This is a genomic window from Dysgonomonas mossii (assembly GCF_004569505.1).
Lineage (GTDB): Bacteria > Bacteroidota > Bacteroidia > Bacteroidales > Dysgonomonadaceae > Dysgonomonas.
The window spans coordinates 385,503-398,664 of sequence record NZ_SPPK01000003.1 but is presented as its reverse complement, the minus strand read 5'-3'; the positions used below and the strand labels follow the sequence as shown (position 1 = coordinate 398,664).

12 protein-coding genes are annotated in these 13,162 nt (G+C 31.4%); all 12 read left to right on the top strand.

What is annotated here, in order from left to right:
• The first annotated feature begins 89 nt into the window (after nucleotides 1-89).
• The 12 genes from E4T88_RS11710 to E4T88_RS11655 all read left to right on the top strand — a co-directional run bounded on the left by E4T88_RS11710 (nucleotide 90) and on the right by E4T88_RS11655 (nucleotide 12,979).
• Nucleotides 90-470 carry a hypothetical protein gene (locus tag E4T88_RS11710; protein WP_135105654.1) on the top strand — a complete coding sequence of 127 codons (381 nt, stop codon included), beginning with the start codon at nucleotides 90-92 and terminating at the stop codon, nucleotides 468-470.
• Nucleotides 471-825: 355 nt separating this feature from the next.
• Nucleotides 826-1,998 (top strand): tyrosine-type recombinase/integrase, encoded by a 1,173-nt coding sequence (locus E4T88_RS11705; RefSeq protein WP_135105651.1) that lies wholly within the window; start codon nucleotides 826-828, stop codon nucleotides 1,996-1,998.
• 3 nt (nucleotides 1,999-2,001) lie between these two features.
• On the top strand, nucleotides 2,002-2,463 hold the full coding sequence (locus E4T88_RS11700; RefSeq protein ID WP_135105648.1) for a hypothetical protein: 462 nt from the start codon (nucleotides 2,002-2,004) through the stop codon (nucleotides 2,461-2,463).
• On the top strand, nucleotides 2,451-3,443 hold the full coding sequence (locus E4T88_RS11695; protein ID WP_135105646.1) for a virulence RhuM family protein/type II toxin-antitoxin system death-on-curing family toxin: 993 nt from the start codon (nucleotides 2,451-2,453) through the stop codon (nucleotides 3,441-3,443). Before E4T88_RS11700 ends, E4T88_RS11695 begins: the two co-directional genes overlap by 13 nt.
• 219 nt (nucleotides 3,444-3,662) lie before the next feature.
• Nucleotides 3,663-5,369 carry a tetratricopeptide repeat protein gene (locus tag E4T88_RS11690; protein ID WP_135105643.1) on the top strand — a complete coding sequence of 569 codons (1,707 nt, stop codon included), beginning with the start codon at nucleotides 3,663-3,665 and terminating at the stop codon, nucleotides 5,367-5,369.
• Between the two features lie 311 nt (nucleotides 5,370-5,680).
• Nucleotides 5,681-5,956: a hypothetical protein gene (locus tag E4T88_RS11685; RefSeq protein WP_135105640.1), complete on the top strand. Its 276-nt coding sequence runs from the start codon at nucleotides 5,681-5,683 to the stop codon at nucleotides 5,954-5,956.
• A gap of 39 nt (nucleotides 5,957-5,995) precedes the next feature.
• Nucleotides 5,996-7,522 carry a C10 family peptidase gene (locus tag E4T88_RS11680; RefSeq protein WP_135105637.1) on the top strand — a complete coding sequence of 509 codons (1,527 nt, stop codon included), beginning with the start codon at nucleotides 5,996-5,998 and terminating at the stop codon, nucleotides 7,520-7,522.
• A gap of 88 nt (nucleotides 7,523-7,610) precedes the next feature.
• The gene (locus E4T88_RS11675) at nucleotides 7,611-8,837 is read left to right on the top strand and encodes a C10 family peptidase (RefSeq protein ID WP_135105635.1); all 1,227 of its coding nucleotides are present in this window, start codon (nucleotides 7,611-7,613) and stop codon (nucleotides 8,835-8,837) included.
• A gap of 51 nt (nucleotides 8,838-8,888) precedes the next feature.
• Complete coding sequence (locus E4T88_RS11670; protein ID WP_135105633.1) at nucleotides 8,889-10,346, top strand: C10 family peptidase; 1,458 nt, start codon at nucleotides 8,889-8,891, stop codon at nucleotides 10,344-10,346.
• Nucleotides 10,347-10,497: 151 nt separating this feature from the next.
• Nucleotides 10,498-11,235 carry a hypothetical protein gene (locus tag E4T88_RS11665; protein WP_135105631.1) on the top strand — a complete coding sequence of 246 codons (738 nt, stop codon included), beginning with the start codon at nucleotides 10,498-10,500 and terminating at the stop codon, nucleotides 11,233-11,235.
• A 7-nt stretch (nucleotides 11,236-11,242) separates the two neighbouring features.
• Nucleotides 11,243-11,746, top strand: a complete 504-nt coding sequence (locus E4T88_RS11660) for a hypothetical protein (RefSeq protein WP_135105628.1) — start codon at nucleotides 11,243-11,245, stop codon at nucleotides 11,744-11,746.
• Nucleotides 11,747-11,980: 234 nt separating this feature from the next.
• Nucleotides 11,981-12,979 (top strand): hypothetical protein, encoded by a 999-nt coding sequence (locus tag E4T88_RS11655; protein WP_135105625.1) that lies wholly within the window; start codon nucleotides 11,981-11,983, stop codon nucleotides 12,977-12,979.
• The last annotated feature ends 183 nt before the right edge of the window (nucleotides 12,980-13,162 follow it).

Here is a 13,162-nt window from a genome sequence, read left to right as displayed (position 1 = left end):
TAGACTTAATTTATGAATTGAGAGAATGGATTCCGAAACTGTACAAAAAAGAATATATTACATTTGTAATACCTTCAAATATAAAAACGATGAGGTTGTTAAATAGTGATATTACTTTTTTAGAATGGGATGTACTTCCTATCTCCGAAAAACGAGAGATGTGGAACCATTATTGGAATCCATACGAACCCCAAATAGGAGCCTTTACAAAAAGAGAAATAGTTGATAATCTTACTAAATCGATACCTATAAATGCGCTACAATGTGGTATAAGAAGTTTTGGTTGGGGAGTTTACATGCTGTTTGTTATTGTTGATAATTCAAAAATAAAAGTCCCAAAACAATTTTCAGACTTATCTGTCAATAAAGGGGTTATTAAAGATTGGGTAAATAAAGATGAAGCTAAAATAACATTCAATTATGGAGGGACGTTGATAACTAACATGAATGAGAAAATAGTTATCGGATAATATAAGAACCTATATTATATATTGCCCTATAAAACACAAACCAAAAATTTTGTACTTGATTAATATCTTATAAAAAAAAAATTGCGAGACAAAAAATAAAAAAGCGGAGATAGTTTTTCAACTTTCTCCGCCTGAGTACCCAGAGCCGATACACAACCTATTAAACATCATCCAATCAAAAGAATGTAAACACATAATTATAAGATATTTATATAATAATAAAGAAGTAGAATTTTCTCTTAATTTGAGCGTTTTCTGTTATTTTTTACACCTTTTTTACACCCCAATTGAAATATTATTTTACCTTTGCCAATAAGAGTTAAGAAAGATAATATAACCTCAATATCTAACTGAAATGGCTAAAATTCAAACAAAAACCAAAGAAAATCCCAAATTACAGCAGAAAGCATTGGCGGATGGCAGGCAAAGTCTATACCTTGAATACTACATGGGATATAATAAAGTGATTGATGAAACTACAGGCAAAGAAAAGATTAAGCATATTAGAAGTAAGGAATATTTAGGGTTATATCTTTTAGCTAATCCGAGAACACCGGAAGAACGCCAGAAAAACAAAGAAACTCTGGCTTTGGCTAATGAGATTCGTACAGACAAAGAAAGAGAATTAGTTAACCAAAAGCATGGTAAAGTATCTCCGGTGAAACAAAAAATAAACTTCATTGACTATTATCAGTCTTATGTAGATACCTATACAAAGAAAGACATTCGCATGATGGAAGGAAGCCTTCAACGATTCAAAGATTTCTTATCTGAATACTACCCTGCATTAAAAGCTAATGTTCGCCCCGATCAGATAGATAAAGATATGATGATTAAGTTTGTCGAATATTTACAAAGCCGATCTGTGGGAGAAGGAGCGAGAGGATATTTTCAACGGTTTAAAAAAGTCGTAAAATATGCAGCAGAAAAAGACATATTCCTTAAAAACCCATGTAATGGGGTTGTTTGTGTTGTAGATGATAGTGCATTAACTAAAGATGTGCTAACATTGGAAGAAATACAGCAGCTTGCTAAAACTCCCTATCAAAATGGCGATATAAAAAGAGCATTCCTTTTCTGCTTATATGCAGGGTTAAGATATTGCGATGTAGTCGATTTAAAATACAGTAATGTAGATTATTCAGGTAAACGAATAAAGTTTGAACAAGCTAAAACTAAAGGCCATTCTAAGCATTCTATTGTAATCTTGCCATTGAGTCAAACATTATTATCACTGATTGGAGAAAAGCCATCTAAAGATGATTATATATTCAAATTACCAAGTCATACGGGATGCTTAAAAGCTCTTAGAACATGGGTTGCTCGTGCAAGGATTGATAAGCACATTACTTGGCATTGCGCCAGACATTCTTTCGCCGTTAATCTTTTAGGAGAGTGTCAAACCGATATAAAAACTGTAGCCTCACTTTTGGGACATAGTGGATTGAAACACACTGAGAAATATACCCGTGCTGTAGATTCGTTAAAAGAAAAAGCTGTAAATTCATTGCCAGAAATAAAATTTTAAGATATGTTTGGTTATATTCTTAATAAATATATACAGAGCGATTTTTTTACTTTTCAACTAGGAGAATCTTTCGAACAAAAGTGTAATGCGCCCAAAGATAAATGCGGAATTTATCTCATATATGAGGTTCTTAATGATTGTGAAAATTTGCTTTATATTGGAGCAAGTGGACAAAGAAATGCTGATGGGACAATAAAAATCAGAAAAGGAGGAATGTATGATAGATTAATAAACGGCTATCATCCAAATCAATTTGGATTTGATATAAAGAATAATAATAAGAGAATCAAAAGAAAAAAGCAATTTCCTCTTATGATGAAAGAATTTGAAATTGGAATGATAAAAGTCTATTGGTGGGTAACCCACGATGATAAGTTTAATGATTTCCCAACTGACATAGAGGGGTTAATAACAAATAGGTATAAATCGGAACATTATAATAAACTACCGAAATGGCATCAGTAAAAAGTGAGAGTAAAATTATATTATATCAAAGTCCTGATGGAAACACTCACATAGACGTCAAGTTAGATGGTGAAACTGTATGGATTAACCGTCAACAGATAGCTGAATTATTTGATAGGGATATTAAAACTATTGGTAAGCATATCAATAATGCTCTACAAGAGGAATTGAAGGAAATTCCAACTGTCGCAAAATTTGCGACAGTTGGAATAGAAGGTAAAAGGCGTGTTGAAAGACAAGTCGAACACTATAATCTGGATATGATTATTTCTGTAGGATATAGAGTAAAATCAAATCGAGGTATTCAGTTCCGTATCTGGGCAAATAAAATCTTAAAAGAATATCTTGTAAAAGGCTTTGTTGTCAATCAACAAGCTAAGGTTAAACAGTTGCAAGAAGCATTGAACTCGATAAAGGTATTAACCGGAATAGCGACCAGAAGCGAAACTACAAAAGAACAAGCTAATGATATACTACAAGTCATAAGTGACTATACCTATGCCCTTGATACTTTAGACAAATATGATTACCAATCCCTTGAAATAAATAATACTACCGAAAAAGAGCAATTCCAAGCCAACTATAACAACGCAATGGAAGCAATCGATACGCTTCGACACAAATTTGGCAGTAGTGGACTCTTTGGAAACGAAAAAGACCAATCATTCAAAAGCTCTATTAATACAATTTATCAGACTTTTGGAGGAGAAGATTTATACCCAAGTGTTGAGGAAAAGGCTGCAATGTTATTATATTTGGTTGTTAAAAACCATTCTTTTAGTGATGGTAACAAAAGAATTGCAGCTTTTCTCTTCTTGTGGTTTTTAGAAAACAATGGAATCTTATATAAATCAGATGGCTCAAAATTGATAGAAAATAACACCTTGGTAGCTCTTACTTTGATGATTGCAGAGAGTAAGACAGAAGAGAAGGATGTTATGGTAAAAGTAATTGTAAATCTGACAAATAGAAACAATTAATAATATTTGATATTAGACAAATTGTTAAATAAAATAAGACTAAATAAAAGATTGGATAAACGGCATCCCTTTGTCTGAAAATTTTAATTGGAATAAATCTTATTTTAGGAAATAAGGTTACTATCTTGACATTTCTTTTTTCCAAAAAATTATTGAAGGATGTAATATATTTTCTAATTTTAACAATTGTATTATAGATAGTAATAAAAAAAGACCATTATGAAACCTCTTAGATTCATCCCAATTCTGGCTATTTTATTGATATCATGTAATATTGAATTAACTCCTGATTCAAAACTCCTAGAATTATCCGAGCAGTTGATTGAAACCTATCCAGACAGTGCGCTTATATTCTTAAATTCAATACAATTTGAAGAGAAATTTTCTGATAGCCAACATGCAAAATATCATTTATTAAAGATTAAAGCCAAAGATAAATGTTATGAAGATATTTCATCAGATACAATTATTTTCAAAGTAAAACAATATTATATTTCCAAAAATGACAAAGAAAATATTGCCCAATCTTTCTTATACTCAGGGCTTGTATTATTAGAACAAGGAGATAATAAAAAAGCAATGCTGGAATTCCTCGAAGCTGAAAGATATATCTCTGGGGTTGATAGACAAGACTGTTTAAGGGGCTTGATTCAATCAAGTATTGCAGAATTATTTTATCAGGAATTATTGCTTGATGAAGCAATTAAAAGATTTAAAACAGCAGCGTTTCATTTTAGTAAATCCAATCATTACACAAATGAAGCTATTACATATAACCAATTAGGACTCTGTTTCCTTATGAAAGAGTCACAGAATGATTCAGCTTCTTTTTATTTACAAAAAGGTTTGGAAATAGCAGATGCATCAAATGATTTAAAGTTAAAAGAAGGATTCCGGCAAAATCTAGGTTTGTTGTATCGTGAGAATGGAAAGCCTGATAAGGCTATTGAATTTTTTAAAGATGCTTTAAACTATACAGAAGATAATGTTATAACTGCGAAAATCTATTATAACATTGCCAAGACATATCTATCTGAAAACAATATTGATTCGACTCAATATTTTATAAATATGGCTCGCATTTTACCCCAATCCGAAACCGATTATCATACAAAAAAGTATTTGAATGAATTAGAATCGAAAATATTAAAATCAAAAGGTGACTATAAACAAGCTTTGTCTTTAAATGAAGAATATTTAAGCTTTATGGAGGAAGAATATTTGATGAATGAAAACAAAGCTATTTTAGATATTGAAAAAAAATATAACTATGAACTAATTAAAAATAAACATAACAATCTTTTAATAAAAAATCAGAGAGTGATTATTATATTCTTAGCTTTATTCATATTGTCTATTATTATGGGGATTTCCTATTACATTAAGTTATCCCTTAATAAAAAAGCTTTAGAAGAAGCAGACCAAAAAATAATAGCATTCACTGATATGGTCGAAAGTTACAAGCAAAGAGTTGAATCCTTCAAGCAGAAAAATGAATCATTCAAACAACAGGAAGAAACATTTAAATCTGTTCTATTCAGGCATTTCAATATATTAAAGAAAGCTGCATTATTGGAGGGCTATATTAGGCAGAGAGATCGAGAGGATGGAGCCAAAATCTTGAAAAAGTTTAATGAAATAATCTATGGTAAAGAAAAACTAGATTGGAATATTCTTTATGACGCAATGAACAAACTACATAATGGATTTCTAGACTCGCTTTATAAAACTTTTCCAGAACTTGATGATGAGGAATTTAAAATCTGTTGTCTTATATATAATGATTTTAGTAATACCGAAATCTCTATTATTTGTGGGTTAAGCAATCGATCAATTACTGCAAGACGGTCATCAATACGCAAAAAAATAGGTGTTGATGACTATGGAAATATAAATGAATTCTTAAAAAAGAGTGTAGAATACTAATATTGAGGTTGAAAAAACACGCAGACCTTGTCTCTAACCATTTATTTACACATTTAATTTTCAGCAGTTTACATTTTTATTCTGTTGTAAAAAAGTTACACGCCTATTTATATCATTAATAATATTAAACACCTTACTCTACATTTGCATATAAATGTTAAACCCAGAGATAAGTTATGAAAAAGTGTTTATTATTATTTGTTCTTATAGTTTTATTACTGCCTTTAAATCTGTTTCCATCTGACATTTCATTTCTTAAGAATGAAATGCATAGTTATCTTACATCATTCAAAAAGAGTAAAAAGATACAAATGAAATATGAGTCTGCATCTTTACGTGCAAGAACAGGTAAAGAGCAAGTAATAGTATTTCAAGATTTAGATAAGTTGAAAATTTATACTAATGTACCATTTATAACAACAATTGAAATCCGTGATAAAAATAATATTCTCTATAAAATACAACACAAACTGCCCTCTCTTGAAGAATTAGAAATTAACTTAGGCGATCTTGAATCTGAGGTCTACACGTTGATTATATTTCTTTCTGAAGATGATTATTACATAGGTGATTTTTTTATTGAATAGTTTCAATACTATTATTTTATTAACCATAAAGTATCTAAAATGAAGAAAATTAAAAATTTACTTGTGTTTTTCATGATTGCCGGGCTTGTTTTGTCTTGTAGCAATGATGATGTAATTGAGGATAAATCGGCTTCGGTAGATAATCCAATGGCATTGACTGGCGATGAGTTAAATAGTCTGAACTCTGGACAAGGGCAAGAACTATCAGAATCAGAGATAATTGATATTGTTACTAGTTTTCAAAATCAATTATTGGAAAACTCTATCTCTTACACTAATGAAATTCAAACAAAATCTTTAAAATCAAAAAGCCTTACTATTAAAGACAAATACTATCTAGGTGAAAAGAGCTCTACAAAGAGTACTTCGTCGAGTAATATCTCTGCACCTGTATATGAAGTTGAAATATCTAATGCTGATGGAACTAAAGGTTTAGCATTAGTTTCAGGTGATGATAGATTTCCTCAAATCATATCCTATATACCGATTTCAGAAGCAGCTGAAGATTCACATTTAAAAAGTGAAGTTAAAGTAAAAAGTAGAAATATTGGAGCAGATCAAATGTTAGGTTTGTCAAAAGAAACCTACAAGATTCAGTTAGAAAATATTGTTGCACAACAAAGCAAAAAATATGCAACTTTAGAAAAAATAGCTAAAGGACTAGGAATCAATGCGTCCCAAGTGGATAATAATACTATTGAAAAGTATGTTAGACTATACGGAACAAATACTTCATTGGATAAATATTTAAAGGATGAGAATTCTACAAAATCTGCACCATCAGATATAGATATAAGAAAAGCTGCGATTTCTAGAGGATTGCCTTGTGGTACATTATGGCATCAATCAGAACCTTTTAATTACAAATACGATAAAGATTATGTCGATATCTTATTTGGAATGGTTGATTACACTTACCCTCCTGCAGGATGTGCTGTAGTTGCTATGGCTCAAATCGTTGCAGCATTAGCTCCTAGTACGATGAAGTGTTATGGCATGCAAATGGATTGGGCTTATCTGAAAGCAAGTAAAGAAATTTGGAGATATGATGAGACGAGAAAGATAGACATGGTTAGTTTGCTTTACAAAGATATATACGTTAAGTCTAAAAGCGAGCCGCAATGGGGAAAAGGTCAATATGGTTGGCCTCCAGTAGAGGTGGATTGTATTGTACAGAACGGTACAACATCCTCGAATGTTGAAAATTATTTTAATTCAGCAAGTGGAGTAACCGTTTTAAATAATGGCAAGAAAATGGTTCAATGGGATCCAGAATTAATCCGTCAATCATTATTCTATTCATTTCCGGTATTTGTAGGAGGAAAGGGTCATGCCTTTGTATTGGATGAATTTATTTGTATGCCAATTGGAGTCACAAGACAATTGATTAAGCAATATGATGTTTATTTCCATGCTAACTTTGGCTGGCAAGGCTCAGGTACTGGTTATTATTTAGTAAAAGATAGAGTGAATGGCTCCATAACATTTGAGACTCAAGGTGAAGGTGGTGACTTTAAGGACACTGATCTATCTGTCTTAACTCATATTGGAAAGAAAAACTTATAATGATCTATTGGGAGAACAAGAGAGAGTTTTGTTAATAACCCTCTCTTGTTCTCTTACCCTAATTCTTATCAATTAAAAATTGTCTATTATGAAGAAATATACATATTTTCTATATATAGCATTATTTGCATTCATCACATCTTGTAGTAATGATTTGGTGGATGGAATATCATCAAATCAAGAGAACAAAATTAATGTTGAGAAACAAGTATCTCTTGATGAAGCCAAAGCATTTGTCGATAAATTTATGACCTCTAGGGCTAATTCTGATATCAGCCTGAAAAAGAAAAGTTTTTTAGCTAATAATGATTATGATATTCTTCCTATCACTTCAGAGTCTGGAACGGTTGTAATGTATTCCATCAATTATAATGATAATGGTGGCTATTTGCTCCTGTCTGCCGATAAGGAAGATAAAACTATATTAGCCCTAAACGATTCCGGACGATTTGATATGTCATCAATACGAAACAATCCTGCAATGAACAGTTGGTTGCAAGAAAAAAGTTTGGAGATAGAAAAATCATTAATAAGTAAGGTAAATATAGAAAATCAAAAATATGGTCTATGGAACTATATTACTAACGAACAAGATACAATTGTAGAAATTCAATTTATTGTTGATAAAAATACGGATGGTAAAAATACTAAAAGCCATAAGGGTTCTTATAATTTGCCGTGGGTAAATCCGTCAACAGGTACAGTTGTTCAATGGGGTCAACAATCTCCATATAACTATCATGCCAAAGTTTCAGGTGCTTTAGCCGGTTGTCCTGCTGTAGCTGTGGGTATGTTGTGCTTTAATTATAGTTATCCGTATAATTCAAACTGGCCATATTGGTACATGCCTTATAAATTAACTTCAACAGGTGATAATCACATTGCAAGAATGTTTAGAGACATTGCCGATCAAATACCTGATTATACTTGGGGCACGAATGCCAGTGGAGCTATGCCAAATGATATTGTTACAGGTATCAAACGACTGGGATATGAAGATGTAAGAATGATAAATTATGACTTTAGGACAGTACATACTAATTTAGTTAGAGGATATCCGGTACTGATTGGAGGATATGCAAGCATATATGGTGGCGGACACATTTGGTATTGTGATGGTTATAAAGAAATAACTTACCATGTAAAAAGGACGGTTTTGGGTATTGTAGTTGATTCTTGGTATGAATACGAAGATATGCTTTATATGAATTGGGGTTGGAACGGCGATTCTAATGGATGGTATAATGAAACTGATTTTGGAGGCATGTATAATGTACAAAGACAAATTTATGTAAACTTATACCCACCGTATTAAAATACTCTGAACTAGCCGAGTAAATTTATTAAATATTAAGTTATACTACGTATGAAAAAAACTATTAAAAATAATCTTTTTTTAATCATCATAATTAGTTTGATATTCAATGCTTGTAGCAATGATGATGAAAATGTAGCTTATGAAAATAAGTTGGATTTAGAATCTGTATCATCTTTAAGCAATGATGAGCTAAAAAGCCTTGTTATAAACTATAAAGAACTGTCGGGAAATGAAATCTTGAATATTGTAAAAGATTTTCAAGGTTCTGCATTAAAAAATCAAAAAGGGACAAAGTCTACAAGTATATCATTTGAAATCAAAAATAAGTATTATATTAACAAGAAATCAGAGGGCAATTCTGTGACCAAAACAACTAAATCAATTTCAGAAGATGCTGTTCAAGCACCTATATACGAAGTGAAATTTAAAAGCAATTCTGAGGAAGGTTTGGCTTTGGTTTCAGGCGATAGCCGTTATCCGGAAGTAATAGCCTATATTCCTGTATATATAGATACTATAAAAATACATCCTATTGGTTCTTATGCGATGATGGAAATGGCAAAAAGAACATTGTTATCAGAACTGGAAAGTTATGATATTGCAGGTAAAACTTTAAGAACTGCAACCTTAGAAAAGATAAGTGAAGCATTTAATGTTACTGCCGATAACCTTTCTCAGAATATGATAGACCAGTATATTTTAGCTTCTTCTAAAAATACAAAGTCAAGACCAGAAGAATCTCCGAATACACCTACCTATATGAATATTGGTCCATTATGCGAAACATTGTGGCATCAGGGATCACCATATAATTCATTGTATCCGAAAGCATGGGTAGATATTTTCTTTGGAATGTGTGAATACGGTAATTATCCTGCTGGCTGCGCAGTAGTTGCAATGGCACAGATAATGGCTGCAATTGAACCTTCAATGACATGCAATAGTCTAAAAATGGATTGGGCTTACCTGAAACAAAATCCTCAAATTATGGGTGGCGATTATTTTACAGCACCAGATCCGTTACGCAAGAGAGATATGGTTGGGGCATTATTCAAAGATATTTATGATAAAAGCAACTCATATCCAATATGGGGTACAGGACAATCAGATTCTTGGCCACCGGAAAATGTTTCGTGTGTTCAGCAAGTAGCAACTACATCTACCAATGTTTATAACTATTTCAACTCACGAAGCGGTGTTACATATTGTGGAAATTATCAAAAATGGAATCTAGATATTGTTAAAAATTCACTTACAAATATAAGGCCTGTATTCGCTGGAGGAAATAGCCATGCCTTTGTTGTCGATGGTTATGTATTAGCTAAGAAAACAGTAAGCTCCGTATATAATTATAATACGTATCTTCATTGTAATTTTGGTTGGCAATATTCATCTGCGACAGGCTATTATTTATCTAATTCTAATGGTAGCTTTACATTTGAAACCGAAAATGGAAATTATCCTGATTCAGCATTGAATATTATACCGGATATAAGAAAAAGATAATGAACAATAAAATTGCATAATTTACTTATACTTAAAAAGAAAGGGACTGTCAATAGGCAAGCCCTTTTTGAGCTAGTGGCAACATCAATAATTTGAAAAATATATTACATTTATCAATGATCTTTATCATGGACACTAAATAATATAACTAATGAAAACAAAAACACTATTACCACTACTATTTCTTGCATTTTTTTGCAGTTGTGGAGATTCTGATGATTCAAACGAGTCGAAAAAAGGTATCGAAATAACAGAGAAAAAAGTTTATCTATGGGAGGGAGAAGAGACCGACAATGAAGTCAAAACGATTTTAACAAACCCAACCATTAAAGTCGAAGATGCAAGTATTGCAAGGGCTGAATTTATAAATAATAAAATTCATATAACTTCTTATAAACGTGGGAGTACAAATGTTTATATATCAGATAATAATCATAAAGAAACTTCTTTTTTTGTCATTGTAGGTTCTATACAGGGAACTTATACTGAATGGAGCAGTAACACTGGAGAATATATTTACAATGTTGAAGTTTTAGCCGAAAATCATGCAATTGCAAGCTCCATTAGAAATGAATTGACAAATAGCCTGAAAAACAATATAGGGACGCCATATCAATTCAATGATAATGACAATAATTTTAGTATAACCCGATTAGATGTTAATAAGAATGTTACTGTTTTAACTGGAACCTATGAATATGATGATGTAAAATCTGTTCTGACATTGAAGCATAGTGAAATTACAGAAATATTCAATGTTTATCCGTTAAACTATTATCTTGTAAAACTAGAGCAAGACTTAACACTTAATTATAAAACTGAATATCCCGACGCTCAAATCTCTAAAGTTTTAGTAACTAAATACATATTAAAACCAAGAAATTTATAGATTTGTCATGAAAACAATAATTACTTTTTTTCTAGCAATTATGAGCCTTTTTATTTTGAATTCTTGTGGAGATAATGACGACAATAATCTTCAAAATAATTATTCTGCTAAGTTTAACCATATTGATTTAGTGGTAAAAGATTCTAAGGGTAATAATTTGCTCTATCAAAAAACTCCTGGTAATTATACTAAAGATGACATAAAAATATTTTACTATGATTCAAAAGGGAGCTTGGTACTATTCAACAATCCCAATCTTCAGGCTTCTAAAGGATTTGTATTCTCTGAAAATGATTTAAGGTTATTCCTTGTTCTCCCGCAACGAAATACAACACTCAGTAAAACTCTGATTCAATTTGGGGATAACATTCGATTAGAATTAATATCTGAATTTAATGTTTCAACAGAGAGTATATTGCTATCAAAAGTATGGGTTAATAATGAAATCATTTGGGATTCTAATAGTGACAAAATGAGTGCTGAAATAATTATAGCACCAAAAATCAAATAATTATAAAGAGATTTTTTAGTGGTTTTCTTTATAACTAATTAGGCTCTCTTCTACTTTCATCTTGAAGCGTCTTCTTCCTATGATCAGGCTATCTATAAGTAATATAGTCAGGAAAGACATAATACGGATAATCTTAACCATTCATAATATTAGAAGATCATGGTAAAATAAATATGTTATTTTACTGTGATTCTTCTTTTTATTAGCTTTGTAAAACGAGTAACAAAAACAGCAATGAATAAATTAGCTTATGTCATATATTCTCAAAAAGAAGCCAATCGTAAGATTTGGAACTACTTGATGGGTAAATATGAACTTCTGAAAAAGAAAAGCATTGTATTGGCATATTTATGGCTTCCGATAGCTTGTATTGTATTTGGGTTTGTTGCTGTAGTCAGTTGGATTAGCAGTCTTATTTTGTTTCGTAAAAAAGTCCGCTTTACACCTCATTATCTCAGGGCATGTATCGAGACAGCTAATATGAGCCAAGAACAAACAATTGCATTTCTTGATGATGAGTTTTCTGTATATAAAAATAAATTATCATATGGGAATATACCATTAGTAAAACAGAAACAAATAGAAGCAACATTCGATATTTTATACAACCAATACAAACGTCCTGAATCAGATCAAAAGCATGTAGAAATAATCTCGAATTTCTCAACTCTACACCAGAATCTTCAAACAATAGGAGAAGAGACTAATCGAGACCTAAATGACATCAAGCAACAGACAGACGTTATTTCTGGATATACTGAGAGGAAGCTATCCGAAGAAAAAGAGCTAGAGGAACGTAAACTAGAGAAAGCCCAAAAAGAAACATCTAAATATAATCGGGAAAAAGGACGAAACCTCGATTCATTTGAAAGTGCACTGTCAGATAAACAGATAGGCATACTTGTGAAATATTGTAATCAAATTCCGATATTTAATATAGATATTACACTAGCTGAAATGAAAGCAATACTCCAATGCACCCATACCAAACCTTTACAAACAACCGTAAATAAATATATAGCCTTGTTATTTGCCCGCTTATCAGAAGAAAGGCTAATCTGCTCTACATGGATGGGGGTCGCAGACAGAGGCAAATGCTTTGCTTCGAAAAAAAGTAAACTACTAAATTATAAAGATCTTTCAACAGCATATGCTACATCATCGACGATTGAGCCTAAAGTTGAGAATTTAATAGAAGAATGCATTGACGAAATACTGAAAATAAAAGATTAACACTTAATAGAATATTATATGCAAGGGCTTGAGATAATGTATCTCAAGCTCTTTTTCATTAATCAAGATCAATACATTGGAGGTTAATGCCAATACATTTGTTGATAAGGTTGCCAATGTTTAGATGATATTATTTCGTGATTCGAAAGGTAGTCGCGACACCTGATTGTTTCACATTTAATA